The 17,235-nt window shown below is 64.5% G+C and carries 16 protein-coding genes; 5 read left to right on the top strand and 11 right to left on the bottom strand.

Annotated elements, in window-relative coordinates; all coding sequences use genetic code 11:
* Positions 1-3: 3 nt before the first annotated feature.
* Positions 4-996: an SLAC1 anion channel family protein gene (locus AC8GDA_RS03180; protein WP_506556860.1), complete on the bottom strand. Its 993-nt coding sequence runs from the start codon at positions 994-996 to the stop codon at positions 4-6.
* A gap of 62 nt (positions 997-1,058) precedes the next feature.
* On the opposite strand from AC8GDA_RS03180, the gene lexA reads away from it, so the two are divergent.
* From lexA to AC8GDA_RS03155, 5 genes are all read left to right on the top strand, one after another.
* Entirely contained in the window at positions 1,059-1,769 is a 711-nt protein-coding gene (gene lexA / locus AC8GDA_RS03175; RefSeq protein WP_506556859.1) for a transcriptional repressor LexA, read from the top strand.
* Positions 1,770-2,519: a translesion DNA synthesis-associated protein ImuA gene (imuA, locus tag AC8GDA_RS03170; RefSeq protein WP_506556858.1), complete on the top strand. Its 750-nt coding sequence runs from the start codon at positions 1,770-1,772 to the stop codon at positions 2,517-2,519.
* On the top strand, positions 2,434-3,738 hold the full coding sequence (locus tag AC8GDA_RS03165) for a Y-family DNA polymerase (RefSeq protein ID WP_506556857.1): 1,305 nt from the start codon (positions 2,434-2,436) through the stop codon (positions 3,736-3,738). The genes imuA and AC8GDA_RS03165 overlap by 86 nt, the downstream gene beginning before the upstream one ends.
* A 14-nt stretch (positions 3,739-3,752) precedes the next feature.
* Positions 3,753-6,983, top strand: coding sequence for an error-prone DNA polymerase (locus AC8GDA_RS03160; protein WP_506556856.1), 3,231 nt, complete (start codon positions 3,753-3,755; stop codon positions 6,981-6,983).
* A 128-nt stretch (positions 6,984-7,111) separates the two neighbouring features.
* A complete protein-coding gene (locus AC8GDA_RS03155; protein ID WP_506556855.1) occupies positions 7,112-7,657 on the top strand; it encodes an NlpC/P60 family protein in 546 nt (181 codons plus the stop codon).
* 6 nt (positions 7,658-7,663) lie between these two features.
* Here the strand turns inward: AC8GDA_RS03155 and AC8GDA_RS03150 are convergent, their stop codons facing one another.
* Genes AC8GDA_RS03150 through truA form a run of 10 tightly spaced genes read right to left on the bottom strand, consistent with a single transcriptional unit; the run spans position 7,664 to position 17,221 of the window.
* On the bottom strand, positions 7,664-8,899 hold the full coding sequence (locus AC8GDA_RS03150; protein WP_506556854.1) for an O-succinylhomoserine sulfhydrylase: 1,236 nt from the start codon (positions 8,897-8,899) through the stop codon (positions 7,664-7,666).
* Positions 8,892-10,349: an amidophosphoribosyltransferase gene (gene purF / locus AC8GDA_RS03145; RefSeq protein WP_506556853.1), complete on the bottom strand. Its 1,458-nt coding sequence runs from the start codon at positions 10,347-10,349 to the stop codon at positions 8,892-8,894. Before purF ends, AC8GDA_RS03150 begins: the two co-directional genes overlap by 8 nt.
* A gap of 2 nt (positions 10,350-10,351) precedes the next feature.
* A complete protein-coding gene (locus tag AC8GDA_RS03140) occupies positions 10,352-10,867 on the bottom strand; it encodes a CvpA family protein (RefSeq protein WP_506556852.1) in 516 nt (171 codons plus the stop codon).
* Positions 10,860-11,477 carry an SPOR domain-containing protein gene (locus tag AC8GDA_RS03135; protein ID WP_506556851.1) on the bottom strand — a complete coding sequence of 206 codons (618 nt, stop codon included), beginning with the start codon at positions 11,475-11,477 and terminating at the stop codon, positions 10,860-10,862. The genes AC8GDA_RS03140 and AC8GDA_RS03135 overlap by 8 nt, the downstream gene beginning before the upstream one ends.
* A complete protein-coding gene (locus AC8GDA_RS03130; protein ID WP_506556850.1) occupies positions 11,467-12,876 on the bottom strand; it encodes a bifunctional folylpolyglutamate synthase/dihydrofolate synthase in 1,410 nt (469 codons plus the stop codon). Before AC8GDA_RS03130 ends, AC8GDA_RS03135 begins: the two co-directional genes overlap by 11 nt.
* Positions 12,877-12,887: 11 nt before the next feature.
* Positions 12,888-13,748 carry an acetyl-CoA carboxylase, carboxyltransferase subunit beta gene (gene accD, locus AC8GDA_RS03125; protein ID WP_506556849.1) on the bottom strand — a complete coding sequence of 287 codons (861 nt, stop codon included), beginning with the start codon at positions 13,746-13,748 and terminating at the stop codon, positions 12,888-12,890.
* Positions 13,745-14,572, bottom strand: a complete 828-nt coding sequence (gene trpA, locus AC8GDA_RS03120) for a tryptophan synthase subunit alpha (RefSeq protein ID WP_506556848.1) — start codon at positions 14,570-14,572, stop codon at positions 13,745-13,747. The genes accD and trpA overlap by 4 nt, the downstream gene beginning before the upstream one ends.
* Before the next feature lie 2 nt (positions 14,573-14,574).
* The gene (gene trpB / locus AC8GDA_RS03115; protein ID WP_506556847.1) at positions 14,575-15,786 is read right to left on the bottom strand and encodes a tryptophan synthase subunit beta; all 1,212 of its coding nucleotides are present in this window, start codon (positions 15,784-15,786) and stop codon (positions 14,575-14,577) included.
* Positions 15,783-16,454 (bottom strand): phosphoribosylanthranilate isomerase, encoded by a 672-nt coding sequence (locus AC8GDA_RS03110; protein ID WP_506556846.1) that lies wholly within the window; start codon positions 16,452-16,454, stop codon positions 15,783-15,785. Before AC8GDA_RS03110 ends, trpB begins: the two co-directional genes overlap by 4 nt.
* Entirely contained in the window at positions 16,451-17,221 is a 771-nt protein-coding gene (truA, locus tag AC8GDA_RS03105) for a tRNA pseudouridine(38-40) synthase TruA (protein WP_506556845.1), read from the bottom strand. Before truA ends, AC8GDA_RS03110 begins: the two co-directional genes overlap by 4 nt.
* Between the last annotated feature and the right edge of the window lie 14 nt (positions 17,222-17,235).

Below are 17,235 nucleotides of genomic sequence, written 5' to 3'. Positions count from 1 at the left end.
AACCTAATCAATGAGCTGTGGCTCATGGCGAACCACAGCCACCACCGTGCGCACCAAGAGCCAGAGAATGAGGGCCGTGGAGAAGACCACCATGAACACGGCCAGGCCCTGAATGATGGGCAGGGGCACGAAGTCGCTATAAACGAGGCAGGCCGCGGCGAAGGCCGCCACGGGAAATGAGAAGGCCCACCAAGACAGATAGAACGGCAGCCGAAGGAAGCGCGGCACCTGCGAGACCAGGAACAGCGCAAAAAAGAGTGCCAGGCCAAAGAGGGCATGGCCCATCCAGTCGATGCTGCGGCCATCGGCATGCTGGCCGGTGAGAAGCATCCACGACAAGAAGCCCACGGCCGGCGGGGCCAAGAAAATGCACAGGGTGGGCACGAGTCGCTCGGGCAACGGGGGCTGCACAAAGAGCAGTCGGCCCATGACCAGGGTGAGCATGACCACCCAAAAGAGCAGGCCCACGGCAAAGAACCACCAAGAGACCTCCAACAGGCCCAGCCGAACACCCCCCAAGGGCATGACCACATTGGCCACCGCAGGAATGAACCAGGCCGGATTGGCATGCCAAGGCTGCAGGCCCTCTCGGTGCACCCAGGCATTGAGCACCATGACCATCACCACCACCTGCAAGACCGCCCCCACCGCCCAGAGCGGCAAGGCCAGGGGCGCAAAGAGGGCCAGGGCCACCGTGCCCATGAGGGCAAAGGACACCGAGACCGCGGCAAAGAATGCCGACTTCACTGGATGGTGCCACTCGGCCCGAATCTGCTCGGCATCGGTGACCCAGCGAGAGAGGTAGCGAACCAGCAGCAACAGAAACACCACCCCCGCCAGCAGGCCCAGCCCACTGGCCATGGCCGGGGCCACATTGGGCAGCCAGCCCATGACCGAGACCCGCCCCCAGACCAAGGCCAGGCCCGAGAGGCCCATCACCATCGCAAACGACGACACCGGCAAATGCACGAGCAATGGGGAGGCAAACAGAGGCATGGCTTGAACCTTTTGAAAGACAAGAGTACTGTATAAATATTCAGGTATTGCAAAGGAAGGCCATGAAGCACCTCACCGATCGGCAGCAAGAGATTCTCTCATTCATCGAGGCCCACATTGCCCAAACCGGCTACCCGCCCACCCGGGCCGAGATCTGCCAGGCCCTTGGCTTTCGTTCGCCCAATGCCGCCGAAGAACACCTGAAGGCCTTGGTACGCAAGGGGGCCATCTCCATGGTGGCCGGGGCCTCTCGAAGCATTCGGCTGCTCCAAGACCATGGCCAGCCCAGCCCAGGGTCCACCACCAGGCCCACCACCAAATCCAGCACCGGGTCTGCCATGGGTGCGGCCAGCTCGGTGGCCCGTCAGCTCCTCGAGTCCCTCAGCCTCCCCTTGGTGGGCCGAGTGGCCGCGGGCGCGCCCATCCTGGCCACCGAGCATATCGAATCCCACCACAGCCTCGACCCCTCCCTGTTCAAACAGCGCCCAGACTATCTTCTGAAGGTGCGCGGCATGAGCATGCGAGACGCCGGCATCCTCGATGGCGACCTCCTTGCCGTGAAGCGGCTTCAAGGGGGCATGGGCCAGGTTCGCAATGGCCAGTTGGTGGTCGCCCGCCTGGAAGACGAGGTCACCGTGAAGTGGTTCCAGCACAAGGGGCACATGGTCGAACTGCTGCCAGACAACCCCGATTTCCAGCCCATCGTGGTCGACACCCGTCACCAGGCCCTGGCCATCGAAGGCCTCGGGGTCGGTATCATTCGGAGCGTTTAAATGAACCCCATTGTGGAAGACCTCGTGCAACGCCACCCAAGCCTGTGGCGGGCGGCTGGCCATGTGCCGCACCAAGGCCCCGCCTCTGTTCCCAGCGGGCATGCACGGCTCGATGCCCAACTCCCCGGCGGGGGCTGGCCACCGGGCTGCCTCACCGAACTCATGGTCCGCGCCCTGGGCGTGGGTGAATGGCGGCTCTTGGCACCGGCCCTGCAGCGCCTGGCCCAAACAGGCCGGCACATTCTTTTGCTGGCACCGCCCCACATTCCTTATGCCCCTGCCTTGGCGGCGCTGGGCCTGCCCACCGAACAATTCCTGGTCGTGCGGGCCCGCCATGCCGCAGACCGCCTCTGGGCCCTGGAGCAAAGCCTGCGCAGCAACCGGTTCGGCGCCCTGGTGGCCTGGCTCGATGCCACCACCAAGCCAGAGGCCCTGCGTCGTTTTCAACTCGCAGCCCGCGCGGCCCAGGGACCGGTCTTCCTGTTTCGGCCCTTTGAAGCCCAGGAACAGCCCTCGCCCGCACCCCTGCGGCTGGCCCTGCTGCCCCGCCATTACCCGGGCCTGGCCGTTCAACTGCTCAAGCGTCGGGGCCCTGTTTCGGCCGAGCCCATCTTGGTGAATGTGCCCATGGCCAGCCGAGCCCTTCGCCCCCTGGAAGAGGCCCATGCTCTGGATCGCCTGCCAATTCCCGAACGCCAGCCCCTCCTGCGGCCTCACACCACCAGCCTGCGTTCGCCTGCATCCCACTGAGTCGTTTTCGGCCGTGCGCATGCGCATGGCCCAGTGGGCATTGCAGTTCACGCCAGACGTCTGTTTGGGCCAATGGCCCGATGTCATCCTGCTCGAGGTTGCCCCCAGCCTTCGCCTGTGGGGTGGCTGCGGCCGCCTGCTGCAGGCACTCGAAACCGGTGCCACCCGCCTGGGCTGGCCCAGCCTACAACTGGCCCAGGCCCCCACCCCGCGGCTGGCCGAATGGCATGTGTGTGCACCCGGCCGGCCACTCCAAGACCTCCCGCTCTCTGTGGTGCCCGAGGCCATGGCCCACCAAGAACGCTTCTCCCAGATGGGGCTCAGCACACTGGGGGCCCTGCTCAGCCTGCCCCGTGCAGGGCTGCGCCGGCGATTTGGAAAGGCTTTTGTCGAAGCGTTAGAAGCCGCCCTGGGGGAACGGCCCGACCCCCGCCTGCCCATCGAGCCACCAGCCACATTTGAAGAAGGCCTCGAATTTGCGCTGCCCACCGACGCCAAGGCCATCTTGGAGTCTGCCTGCCAGCGGCTGCTGGAAGCGGGGCTGGCCTGGCTGGCTGCCAAACACTCTGGCGTGGAGTCACTCTGCTTTCGTTTCCACCAAGGGCGTCGGCGCCACCAAGACCTTCTCATTCGGCTCTCGGGCGCAAGCCGAGACCATGAACGCATTGGGCGGCTGTTGTCTGAACGGCTTGGCCAGACCAGCCTGGCCGCACCGGTCAGTGGGGTGGCCCTGCTGCTCGACACTCCTGTGCCGCTTGAGAACCCAACACCCGATCTCTTCCCCCAGACACACCCCACCGAGACACACGAGGGGCTGCAGGCCTTGTGCGAAAGGCTCTCTGCACGGCTGGGCAACCACCAGGTCTCACGGCTGGTGGTCTGCAACAGCCACCGCCCCGAATCGGCCAGCAGCTTGGAAGACTGGTCTGCCCAGCGGCCGTCTGCATCCAAGGCATTGCCGTCATCGGTGCCCATGGCGGCCCTACCCCCTCGGCCAGTCTGGCTCTTGCAGGCCCCCTTGGCCTTGGGGCTCTCGAAGGATCGTCCCCTCTACGAAGGCCCCTTGCGCCTGCGGGCAGGCCCCGAGCGCATTGAGGCCGAATGGTGGTCGAGCCCCATCGCACGCGATTACTTCGTGGCCGAGACCCAGGACCACCGACTGGTCTGGGTCTTTCGCACCCCGGCCCACGAGTGGTTTCTGCACGGCCTCTTTGGCTGAGCACATCCACCCCCATGGACTACGCCGAGCTCATCTGCGCGAGTAATTTTTCCTTTCAGTCGGGAGCCTCCCACCCCGAAGACCTGGTGGCACGTGCCAAGGCCTTGGGCTATGCCGCACTGGCCCTCACCGATGAAGCCAGTGTCTCGGGCAGCGTTCGGGCCCACCTGGCTGGCCAGGCCACCGGCCTGCCCATCATTCATGGCGCGCAGTTCGTGCTCGAACAAGGCCCGCGCCTGGCCTTCTTGGCCCAGAACAAACAGGGCTGGCAGCAGCTGTGTCGGTTCATCACACTGGGCCGACGCCGGGTGGGCAAGGGCCACTACCAGGTCTGCCAAGACGACCTCACCCACCAGCCGCTTGAGAACTGCTGGGCCATTTGGCTGCCCAGCCCCACTGGCCCCGAGACCAGCCTGCATGCCACCGGGCAATGGCTCAAGGCCTGCCTGGGCGATCGCCTCTGGATGGGCGTGAGCCTGCAGCTTCGAGCAGACGACCGCGCCTGGCTGCAACAGCTGCTGGCCCTGGGTGGCCTCTTGCGCGTGGGCCTGGTGGCCGTGGGCGATGTGCGAATGGCCCGTCGCCGAGACAAGCCCCTGGCCGACCTGGTCGCGGCCATCGGCCATGGCCAGCCACTGCCAGACTGTGGCCAGCACCTGCTGGCCAACGCCGAGGCCTACCTGCGGCCACGGCTGCGGCTCGCACGCCTCTACCCTGCATCGCTCATGCACAACAGCCTGTGGATTGCAGAGCGCTGCCGATTCTCACTCGATGAACTGCGCTATGAGTACCCCGACGAAATCGTGCCCGAGGGCCTCAACCCCACGCAGTGGCTGCGCCACCTCACCGAGGAAGGCGCCCGCAGACGCTTTCCACTGGGCCAGTACCCAGAGGGCATGCCCGCCAGTGTTCGGCAACAGATCGAGCATGAGCTCCAGCTCATTCATGAGCTGCACTACGAGCCTTACTTCCTCACGGTCTACGACATCGTGGCCTTCGCACGGGCCCAGGGCATTCTCTGCCAAGGCCGTGGCTCTGCAGCCAACTCCGCGGTCTGCTATTGCCTGGGCATCACCGAGGTCGATCCCTCTCGCATGAGCATGCTCTTTGAGCGTTTCATCTCCAAGGAGCGCAATGAACCACCCGACATCGATGTCGACTTCGAACACCAACGCCGCGAAGAGATCATCCAGTACATCTACACCAAGTACGGCCGCCACCGTGCGGCCCTGGCGGCGGCCATCATTCGGTACCGACCACGGTCCGCCCTCCGAGACACTGGCAAGGCCTTGGGCATCGACCCCATCCTGATCGATGCAGCCGCCAAGGGCCACAGCTGGTGGGATGGCAAGGCCATCTCCACCGAGGGCCTGTCTGAGACCATCGGCCAGGGCCTTGCACGCCGCGCCGCCCTGCCGCTGGAGTCTCCGCTGCCCTCCATGCCCCCCGACAAGCTGCTGGGCCGGTGGGCCCAACTGGCCACCGACCTCGTGGGCTTTCCGCGCCATCTCTCTCAGCATGTGGGCGGCTTTGTGATTGCACGCCACCAGCTCAGCGATCTCGTGCCAGTGGAGAACGCGGCCATGGCCGATCGCACGGTGCTGCAGTGGGACAAGGACGACATCGATGCCCTGGGCCTGCTCAAGGTGGACGTGCTGGCCCTGGGCATGCTGAGCGCCATTCGGCAGGCCCTGGCCTGCGTGGGCCAGAAACTAGGCCTGCGCGACGACCAAGGCCAGCCCCGTTCCCTCTGGATGCAAGAGGTGCCTGCCGAAGATGCCAGCACCTACCGCATGATTCAGGCGGCCGACACCATTGGCGTGTTTCAGATCGAGTCGCGTGCTCAGATGAGCATGCTGCCGCGGCTCAAGCCCGCCTGCTTTTACGACCTCGTCATCGAGGTGGCGATTGTTCGGCCCGGGCCCATTCAGGGGGGCATGGTGCATCCCTACCTGCGGCGACGCCAGGGCTTGGAGCCCATCGACTATCCAAGCCCAGCCGTGAAGACGGCCCTTGCACGAACCCTGGGTGTGCCCATCTTTCAAGAGCAGGTCATGCAGCTGGCCATTCTGGCTGCAGGCTTCACACCGGGCGAGGCCGATCAGCTCCGGCGGGCCATGGCCGCCTGGCGACGGCGTGGCAGCCTGGGGCCATTCCACGACAAGGTCATCAACGGCATGCTCATGCGCGGCTACACCCGTGAGTTTGCCCAACGGGTCTTTGCCCAGATTGAAGGCTTTGGTGAGTACGGCTTTCCGGAGTCACATGCCGCCAGTTTTGCGCTGCTTGTTTATGTGAGCTGCTGGCTCAAGTGCCACCATCCCGATGCCTTTCTGGTGGCCCTGCTCAATGCCCAGCCCATGGGCTTTTATGCACCAGCCCAGCTCGTGCGAGATGCACAAGACCATGGCGTCACCGTGCGTCCGGTGGATGTTCAGGCCAGTGGCGTGGGCGCCATGCTCGAGGCCGGTAACGACCCCAAGCAGCCGTACCGGCCTGTGCGGCTTGGCCTTCAGATGGTGGGGCAGCTTCCTGCCGATGCTGCCAGGCGAATCGTGCTGGCCCGTCAGCAAGGCCCGTTTGAATCCATTCAAGCGCTCGCACAACGCGCAGGCCTGACGCGATCCGACCTTCAGGCCTTGGCCGCCGCACAGGCCCTTCGATCGTTGTCCGCCCACCGGCACGAGGCTGCCTGGCAGGCCGCAGGCCATGAGCGGCCCACTGCATTCCTGGCCCCGGCCCAGGTGGCCGAGCCCAGCCTGAACGAAGGTCTGCTGCTGCCACCCACCGAGGCCGACGATGTGGCACACGACTACGCCAGCATGGGGCTGAGCCTGGGTCGTCACCCCGTGGCGTTCCTGCGGCCCGTTCTGGCGGCGCGCTTTCAGAGCAGGCCCTTCTCAGAGCTCAGACACCATCCCCACGGGCGGCTTGCGCGGGCCAGCGGGCTGGTGACCCATCGTCAGCGGCCGAGCACCGCCAAGGGCATCCTGTTCCTCACTCTCGAAGATGAAACCGGCCGCATCAATGTGGTGGTCTGGCCCGATGTGCTCGAGCGGCATCGAGATGCCACCCTGCATGGCCAGCTCATCACCACCTATGGCCGTTGGCAGCGCGATGAAAATATTCCCACTGATGCACCCGGCCAGGTCTTGAACCTCTTGGCCCTTCGGGTGGAAGACCACACACACCTGCTGGCTGAGGCCCTGGGCCGCCTGGCCAGCGAGTCGAGGGATTTTCGTTAGCGGAGCGACAAGAGGGCCGCGATTCTCTGAGGCGGCTGATAGAGTCAAAGCTATCTATGTATGGCGGTCACATGTTCATAAAAGAGGTTCGACCACGCTCGCAATACGACTTCCCGAGACAATTCGATATGACATCTACCGTTAAGCGACGTCGACTGCTCCTGCTCATCGCGGCGTCCTCCCCGTTACTTCTCTCCGGCTGTGCGGGGCTTTGGGGGGCCACCGGCTCGGGTGCGGCCCCGGTGTCTGGAACGCGCCGCAGTGCCCTTCCACCCGCGCGCCTGGAGGCCACGGAGAAGGGCTTTGCCGAGCCCGCACTGCATGCCTTCTCGTTGGTGGGCATTCCCTACCGATGGGGAGGCAACACGCCTGCGGGTGGGTTCGATTGCAGTGGCCTGGTGGTCTACGTGATGCGCCGCGCCACAGGCAAGACGCTGCCGCGCACGGTGGAGAAAATGTGGTCAGCTGGCCGCGAGGTGCCCGCCGAGGACCGACTCCCGGGAGACCTGGTCTTCTTCAACACCACCGGCAAGGAGTATTCCCATGTCGGCATTTACATTGGTCAAAACCGCTTTGTGCATGCGCCCACCGAGGGGGGAACGGTTCGGCTCGAGAGCCTCGTAAGCAGTTATTGGGGCCCGAGGATCACCGGCTTTCGGCGCATTCACGGCTGATGTCGACTAACCGTCCAGGCCCTGCGCCAGGTCGCGCTGCAGGTCTGCCACATCCTCCAGGCCCACCGCCAGGCGAATGAGCCCTTGGGTGATGCCCGCCCGCTGACGAGCCTCTTCACTGATGCGGCCATGCGTGGTGGAGCCCGGGTGGGTGATGATGCTGCGCGTGTCACCCAGGTTGCCTGTGCGCGAGAAGACCTTCACCGCATTGACCAGCCCAAAAGCCTTTTGTTGCATGGCCTGTGCGGAGTCACCCTTGAGCTCAAAGGAGACAATGGCGCCGCCCGCCGACTGCTGACGCGTGGCCAGTGCATGCTGGGGGTGCGACGATAGGCCGGGATACAAAACACGGCCCACGGCGGGCTGCGTGGAGAGCCAGGTGGCCAGGGCCAGGGCATTCTCGGAGTGGGCGCGCATGCGAATCTGCAGGGTCTCGAGTGACTTGTGCAGCACCCAGGCATTGAAGGGTGAGAGCGAGGGCCCACAGGTGCGCACCACCTGGCGCACCTCGTGCACAAGCTTGCTGGGCCCAGCCACCGCACCACCGAGCACACGGCCCTGACCATCGATGTACTTCGTGGCCGAGTGCAGCACCAGGTCGATGGGGTAACGAAGGGGCTGCTGCAGGGCGGGGGTGCAGAAGCAGTTGTCCACCACCGTGATCACGCCCGCCTCACGCGCAATCTTGCCAATGGCCTCAAGGTCTGCAATCTCGGTGAGCGGATTCGACGGCGTCTCCAGGTAGAAGAGCCTGGTCTGTGGTGTGATGGCCGCCTTCCAAGCCGACGGATCGGTGAGCGAGACATAGCGCACACCCACACCAAACTTCTTGATGAAGTTGTCAAAGAGCTGGATGGTGGCACCAAAGAGGCTTCCCGTGGTCACGATCTCATCGCCGGCCTTGAGCAGGCCCAGGCAGACCGAGAGAATGGCCGACATGCCAGTGGCCGTGGCCACGCAGTCCTCGGCCCCTTCGAGCGACGCCAGTCGCTCTTCGAACATCTGAACAGACGGGTTGGTAAACCGCGAGTAGACCGGCCCTGGCTCCTGGTTCTGAAAACGGCGCGCGGCCTGCTCGGCATCCTCAAAGACAAAGCTCGAGGTCAGGTACATGGCCTCGGAGTGCTCGCCAAACTGAGACCGGGCCGTGCCCGCCCTCACCGCCCGGGTGCCAAAGCCCATGCCCTCAAGCCCCTCGTGACCCTCGGCCTTCGGCGGGTTCACACCTTTGGAATCAGCCATGTCGTTGCTCCTCAAGCTGGTCTAGCCAGGCGGCGGTGACATCGCCCGTGATGTAGTGGCCATCAAAGCACGATGCCTCCAGCCCGGTGACGGCCGGATTGAAGCCTCTCACATCGGCCTTCATGGCATCGATCCCCTGGTAGACGAGCGCATCGGCCCCAATGGCCTCGCAGATCTCATCATCGCTGCGGCCATGGGCAATGAGTTCGCGACGGGTGGGCATGTCAATGCCATAGACATTCGGAAAGCGCACGGGCGGGGCCGCCGAGGCAAAGACCACGCCCCGCGCACCCGACTCTCGGGCCATGCTCACAATCTCTCGACTCGTGGTTCCGCGAACAATGGAGTCATCGACGATGAGCACCCGCTTGCCTCTGAACTCCGAGGCCATGGCGTTGAGCTTTTGCCGAACCGACCGCTTGCGCACCTCCTGGCCGGGCATGATGAAGGTGCGGCCCACGTAACGGTTCTTGATGAAGCCCTCTCGATAGGGCACGTTGAGGTGCATGGCCAACTGAAGGGCCGCAGGCCGGCTGGAATCGGGAATGGGCATGACCACATCGATGTCGCCACCTGGAAAGGCCTTGGCCACCTGGGCGGCCAGGGTCTCACCCATCTTGAGTCGGGCGTCGTACACGGAGATGCCATCGATCTGTGAGTCGGGCCGCGCGAAATAGACGAACTCGAACACACAGGGGTTCAGGCTTGAATGCTGGCCGCACTGCTTGGAGAAGACCTCTCGGTCCTCCGTGATCACAATGCACTCGCCCGGGGCGATGTCACGCACCAGACGAAAGCCCAGGCCCTCCAAGGCCACCGACTCCGAGGCGAGGATGTAATCCTTTCCCGTGCCTTCATCGCGCTCGCCCAAGACCAGCGGACGAATGCCGTATGGGTCACGGAAACCGATGACGCCAAAGCGTGGAATCATGGTCACGCAGGCGTAGGCCCCCTTGGCCCTGCGCTGCAGAACACTCACCGCTGCAAAGACCGCATCTGGGTCGAGCGTGAGGCCACTGACGGCCTGCTGCAGTTCATGGGCAAAGACATTGAGCAGCACCTCGGAGTCCGACTCGGTGTTGATGTGACGCCGATCACGGCGGTACATGTCGTCTTGGAGTTCACCCGCGTTGGTGAGGTTGCCGTTGTGACCGAGCACAATGCCAAAGGGCGCATTCACATAGAAGGGCTGGGCCTCCTCAGCACTCATGGCACTGCCGGCCGTCGGGTACCGAACATGTCCGATGCCCATGTTGCCGTAGAGGTTGCGCATGTCACGGGTGCGAAAGACATCGCGCACCAGGCCCGTGCCCCTCGACAAATGAATGCGCTTGCCCTGGGCCGTGGCGATGCCCGCCGCATCCTGGCCACGATGCTGCATCAGCAGCAGCGCATCGTAGAGCGACTGATTCACCGGATGGGCTGCAACAATTCCAACGACACCACACATGGCTAGGGCCTTTTCAAAGAATCGAGTTGAACGCGGGACGACACGGCATCTGGAAGCCACGGTGCAGCCACACGAATGGACCACTCCAGAACGGGACGGCTGTCTGCAGTCTGCCAAGCCGGCTGACCAATGAGCGGGGTCATGGCGGCGAGCACCGCCAAGACCGTGAGAATCACCCATCCGCGGGCCAGGCCAAAGGCCACACCCATCAGGCGATCCAGAAAGCCGCCGCCCACGGCCTGAACCAATTCCTTGAGGGCGAGCGTGAGCAGGCGGCCCAATAACAAGATCAGCACGAAGATGAGGGCAAAGGCCACAGTCATGGCCATGGCGGGTGGGAGCCACTCCTGCAGAGGCTCGGCACCGTAAATCGCAAGGCGGCTGGCCCCCACCAGGGCCAGGATCCACACGGCCAGAGACGCCACCTCCTGCACCAGGCCCCGGAGCATGGAGAGCAGCACCGAGGCCACCACCACCACGGCGCAGACGATGTCGATCCAGCTCGTGGCCTCAGTCACGCGGGGCCTCTGGGCGTATCAGTGTGGCCTCAACACCCTCGAGCTTCAAGCGTGCGCGGGCCGCATCGGCCTCGCGCTCGGATGCAAACGGGCCCATCCGAAGGCGGTGGCGCGGCCCAGACTGCTCTGAAAGGGTCACGACCATAAGACGCCGACCAGGTGCCTCGAGCTTCTTGCGGGCGGCCTCTGCAGACGACTTCTGGGAGTAGGCGCCCAACTGCAAAAAGTAAGGCTTGGTCTTCGCGTTGGCAGACTTGGGTGCAGCGGGCGTGGGTGACGATGCCGCCGGGGTTGTCGGGGGAGCCGGCGCGGGGGTTGCAGAGGACTCAGCCACGGCCGACGCTGGTGCAGCAGCCTCAGCAGTTTTGTTGGTCGCGGGCTCAGGCGGGCTCTGCTCGGGCGCAGACGTTTCCGTGGGCGTCGAAACCGTTGGTGCGGCTGACGGTGCAGGCCACTTCAGAATGAAGTCTTGCTGCAGGCTGCGCGGCGTGTCCTCAAAGAGCATCAAGACCACGGCCGCGGTGGCGGTGGAGAACAGAACGGCGCCAAGGAGCCGCCAGCGGGCTCGGCGCTTGTGCTCTGCCATGGGGTCGGCGAAATCAGCGGGCATCGGGGGCGCGAGGGGCGTGAGGAGCCTGACCTATCTGTTGTGCCGCGGGCCATACAGCTGCGACGGTGACAAAGGACCCAAACACCACGAGTCTATCACTCGGGTCGGCCTGCCCTGCCGCTGCGGCAAAGGCCTGCACTGGTGAATCCAGACAATGCACCGCGACGGCGGGGAGCCCATCCTTGACCCTTGCAGCCTGCACAGGGATCAGCAGCGGGGCGAGTTGCTCGGCCAAGGCCTGGGCCCTCTGGGCTCGCGCGCCCAAGCCTTCCCCCTCGAGGCTCGCCAAAAACCAGGCGTCCACCTTGGAGACCAATGGCGCAAACACGCCCGGGGCATCCTTGTCGGCGAGCATGCCCACCACGGCCAAGGTCTTCGGAAAGAATCCCATCTGATCCAAATTGCTCGCGAGCACACCGGCCGCATGGGGGTTGTGGCCCACATCGAGGACCACCGCGGGCTGACCGGGCAGCACCTGGAATCGGCCGGGCAGTGACACGAGCCCCAGGCCCGCGCGCACCGCCCCCTGGTTGACGGGCAGCTGCTCCTGCAGTGCCGCCAGCGCAGCCAGTGCAGCCGATGCATTGAGCAACTGGTTCATGCCCCGAAGCGCCGGATAGGCCATGGCATGGCGGGCCTGTCCGCGGCCGCGCCAGCTCCACTGTTGCCGATCGCCCTGGTAGTTGAAGTCCACCCCGAACTGCCACAGGTCTGCCCCAATGGTCTGCGCCACCACTGCAACCGTGGGCGGGGGTACGGGGTCGCCCACGATCAGGGGCCGGCCAGGCCGGGCAATGTGGGCCTTCTCCCATCCAATTTGCTCTCGGGTTCCGCCAAGAAAGGCCTGGTGGTCGAGGTCGATCGAGGTGAGCACAGCCACGTCATTGGCCAGCAAGTTCACGGCATCGAGTCGGCCGCCCATGCCAATCTCAAAGATGGCCAAGTCCAAGGGCTGTCGGCGCACCATGTCGAAGGCGGCCAGGGTCACCCACTCAAAGTAGGTGAGCGATGCGCCGGCCTTCTCGGTGGCCCGGCCCACCGCCTCGAAGGCGACTACCCAGTCCGAGGCCTCGCTGTCCTGGCCTTGAAGCCGCAGCCGCTCCTCAAAGCGCAACAGGTGTGGGGATGAATAGACCGCCGTTCGGTAGCCTGCCTGACTGGCCATGGCCTCGAGAAAGGCGCAGGTCGAGCCCTTTCCGTTTGTGCCGCCCACCACAATCACACGACAGGCGAGCCGAAGGCCCGTGGCATCGAAGTCGAAGGACATGGCCTGGGCCACTGCGCGAACATCGTCCAAGGCCATGCGCATGCCGGGCCTCGACACGCCAGGCATGGAGGCGGACTCGAGTCTTTGAAGCCATTGGGCCAAGGCCAGGGAAGCGGCCGTGGCATCGCCCATGGGCATACGCGTTACGCGCGTGCGGGCTGCATCAACAGAGAGATCATCTCGGCCAGTTCATCTGGCAGCTTGCGACGATCCACGATGCGGTCGATGGCACCCTTTTGCAGCAAGAACTCTGCGCGCTGGAAGCCCTCCGGGAGCTTCTCTCGAACGGTCTGCTCGATCACACGCGGGCCAGCGAATCCGATGAGTGCCTTGGGCTCCGCAATGACGATGTCGGCCACGAATGCGAAGCTGGCCGACACACCTCCCATGGTGGGATCGGTGAGGACCGAGACATATGGCAGCCGTGCCTGGGCCAATTGTTGAAGGGCTGCAGTGGTCTTGGCCATCTGCATGAGCGAGAGCAAGCCCTCCTGCATGCGTGCACCACCGCTGGCACTGATCGAGACAAAGGCTGCACCGGTGGCCATGGCGCGCTCCACGCCGCGAACAAAACGCTCGCCCACCACCGAGCCCATGGAGCCGCCCATGAACTCAAACTCAAAGCAGGCTACCACCACGGGTACCCCGCGCACCGTGCCTGACATGACCACCATTGCATCGGTCTCACCGGTCTCCGACTGCGCCTCCGAGAGGCGCTCGGGATACTTGCGACTGTCTTTAAACTTCAGGCTGTCGAGGGGCAGCACCTCCTGGCCAATCTCTTCACGGCCCTCGGCATCGAGGAGCTGGTCGAGCCGGGTGCGCGCCTTGATCCGCATGTGATGGGCGCACGAGGGGCAGACCTGGAGGTTCTTCTCGAGGTCGTCCCGGTAGAGCACGGCATCGCAGGAGGGGCACTTGAGCCAGACGCCCTCGGGCACACTGCGGCGGCGGCCCTCCGTGGGCTGGATGCGGGGCGGCAGGATCTTTTCAATCCAGCTCATGCGGCCTGCCCCAGTTTTGAGTGTTCATCCAGTGCACTGCGAATGTCCGTCATGAATGCTCGAAGATCGGCCACCGGGTTGGCAGCCCGTGCCACCGATGCCTCCATCGTCTTGATGAGCGCACTGCCAATGACCACGGCATCGGCATGCTGGGCCACGGCCTTGGCCGAGGCCGCATCGGAGATGCCAAAGCCCACGCCAATGGGCATGGTGGTGTGCCTGCGGATCACGGCCACACGGTCGGCCACCGCCTGGGTGTCCAGGGTTGCGGCGCCCGTCACCCCCTTGAGCGACACGTAGTAAAGGTAGCCCGATCCCAGGCGCGCGACCTGGTCCATCCGTGTTTCGGTGGACGTGGGCGCCAACAGAAAAATGACATCGAGCCCGCCCTCATGACAGGCCTGGCTGAAGGCCTCGCACTCCTCAGGGGGGTAATCCACCACCAGCACGCCATCCACACCCGAGGCCACCGCCGCCTTCACAAAGGCAGCCGTTCCGTATTGCTCCACCGGGTTGGCATAGCCCATGAGCACCACCGGCGTTTTCTGATTGGTCTTGCGAAATGCGGCCACCCAATCGAGGCAGTCTTGCAGACGCACCCCCCGGGCGAGCGCGCGCTCGCTGGAGCGCTGAATGACAGGACCATCGGCCATGGGGTCGGAAAACGGCACGCCAAGCTCGATGACATCGGCCCCGCCCTCGACCAGCGCATGCATGACCTCGAGGGTCTGCTCCCGAGATGGATCGCCAGCCGTGAAGTACGGAATGAGCGCCGTGCGACCGGCCTGCGCCAACTCCTGAAAAACAATCGACAGACGGCCCATGCTCAGAGTGCGAGGCCGCTGGCCTGGGCCACCGTGTGCATGTCTTTGTCGCCGCGGCCAGACAAGTTCACCAGAATGACCTTGTCCTTGGGCAGGCTCGGGGCCACCTTGGCGGCATAGGCCAGCGCATGGCTGGTCTCGAGCGCGGGGATGATGCCCTCGGTGCGGCAACACGTGTGAAAGGCCGCCAGGGCTTCGTCATCATTGATGGGCACGTACTGCGCACGGCCGGAATCCTTGAGCCAGGCATGCTCGGGCCCCACGCCAGGGTAGTCCAGGCCCGCAGAGACCGAATGCGTCTCTTGAATCTGGCCATTGGCATCTTGGAGCAGATAGGTGCGGTTGCCATGCAGCACGCCCGGCGTGCCGGCCGAGAGCGAGGCAGCATGGTGGCCGGAGTTCACTCCATGGCCACCAGCCTCGACCCCGATCAGGGCCACATTGGGCTCATTGATGTAGTCGTAGAAAATGCCCATGGCATTGCTGCCACCGCCCACGCAGGCCACGACCATGTCGGGCTGCCGGCCCACCATCTCGGGCATCTGCCAGAGGCACTCCTTGCCCACCACCGAATTGAAATCGCGCACCATCATCGGGTAGGGGTGCGGGCCCGCCACGGTGCCAATGATGTAGAAGGTGTCTTCGACATTCGTGACCCAGTCGCGCATGGCCTCATTGAGCGCATCTTTCAGTGTCTTGGAGCCGCTCTCAACAGGCACCACCTCGGCACCCAGTAGCTTCATGCGATAGACGTTTGCTGCCTGGCGGGCCACATCGGTAGACCCCATGTAGACGGTGCAGCGCATGCCAAACCGAGCGGCCACGGTGGCGGTGGCCACGCCATGCTGACCGGCACCTGTCTCGGCAATGACCCTGGGCTTGCCCATGCGCCGGGCCACCAGGGCCTGGCCAATGGTGTTGTTCACCTTGTGGGCACCCGTGTGGTTTAAGTCTTCCCGCTTGAAATAGATCTGCGCCCCGCCAAGGTCCTGGGACCAGCGCTTGGCGTGATAGATCGGGCTGGGGCGGCCCACAAAATGTTTGAGCTCCCGGTGGAACTCGGCCTGGAAGGCCTCGTCGTGCTGGGTTTCTGCATAGACACGGCGAAGTTCTTCCAGCGCATGGCTGAGCGTCTCGGAGACGAAGCTGCCACCGTAGGGGCCGAAATGTCCCGCAGCATCGGGCAGGTTGTAAGGCAGGTCGTTCGGTTTCACTCATTGCTCCTTGGGCCATCGGCTCTCGCCACGGCGTTCACAAATGCCTTCATTCGATCCACATCCTTCACACCCTTCACCGGTGCGCCACCCAAAAGTTGTTCCACGCCACTCGACACATCGACCGCGGGCGGGGCCAGCGTGGCGATGGCCTGTGCCACCGAGCCAGCCTCCAACCCCCCGCTGAGGACCCAATTTGTCGGCAAATGTGGCCCAACATCTTTCAAAATCTGCCAATCGAATGCCATTCCGCTGCCACCAAACCCGCTGGAATCTGCATCAAACAGCAGGGTGGCGTCGTCCTGGAACTGATTGACCAATGTTATCAGTCCCTCCGCGGTGGTGGCGGCAGAGACACGAAGGGCTTTCACCACGGGACGACCCAGGTCTTGGCAGGCTGCCGGGTCTTCATCGCCGTGCAATTGAATGTGCGAGAGGCCCACGGCCTTGGCCGTCTCGAGCACCTGCGCACGCGCTGCATTCACGAAGAGGCCCACCACCGACATCCAAGGAGCCACTGCCTTGGCCAGGCATTGGGCCTGCTCCAGCCCCACGGCCCGTGGGCTCTTCGGATAGAAGACCAGGCCAATGGCATCCGCGCCCAAGGCCGCAGCAGCCTGCGCGTCCTCGACACGGGTGATGCCACAGATCTTGATGCGGGTTCTCATGGGAGGGGAATTGGGGGCTCTGCAACAAAGATGTGATCGTACGCCACCGACCACAGGCAAAGGCCTTGGGCGGGAAAGGTGCGGGCTGCGGCGGTTCGATCCTTGGCTTCCAAGAGACTTCGAAGCCAGCCCACCGGCTGGGCGCCACGGCCCACCTCGATGATGCTGCCCACCAGGTTGCGAACCATGTGGTGCAGAAAGGCGTTGGCCTCCACCTCCACCCAGATGTCGGTGCCATGCTGATGGACCTCGAAGCGATCAAGCCTGCGAATGGGACTGCTGGCCTGGCACTCTGCCGCCCGAAAGCTGGTGAAGTCATGCTCGCCAATCACCCGCTGGGCGGCGGCCCGCATGGGCTCGAGCATCAGGGGCTGGAACACCCAGGTGGAAAAGCGCGCCCGCAGGGGGCAGTCCACCGGCTCGTTGTGAATGCGATAGCGGTAGGTGCGTGACCGGGCCGAAAAGCGGGCATGAAAGTCGTCGGGCACTGGCGCGGCCCATCGCACGCGAATGGATGCAGACAGAAAAGTGTTGACGCCGCGCACCCAGCTCCAGAGCGGGCGCTCGCAGGGCGCATCCAGGTGCACGACCTGCCCCTGGGCATGAACACCGGCATCGGTACGACCGGCTGCCACCGTGGGCACCGCCGTCTCGCAGAAGCGTGCCAGCGCAGCCTCGAGCTGATCCTGCACCGTGGCTCCACCCGGCTGGGTCTGATAGCCCTGAAGGCCGGTGCCATCGTAGGCCAGGCCCAGGGCAATGCGCATGACGGGACTCGCGG

The sequence above is a fragment of the Hahnella aquatica (SeqCode) genome (genome assembly GCF_965194505.1).
Taxonomy (GTDB): Bacteria; Pseudomonadota; Gammaproteobacteria; order Burkholderiales; family Burkholderiaceae_A; genus Hahnella; species Hahnella aquatica.
This window is presented reverse-complemented; position numbering and strand designations above follow the sequence as displayed.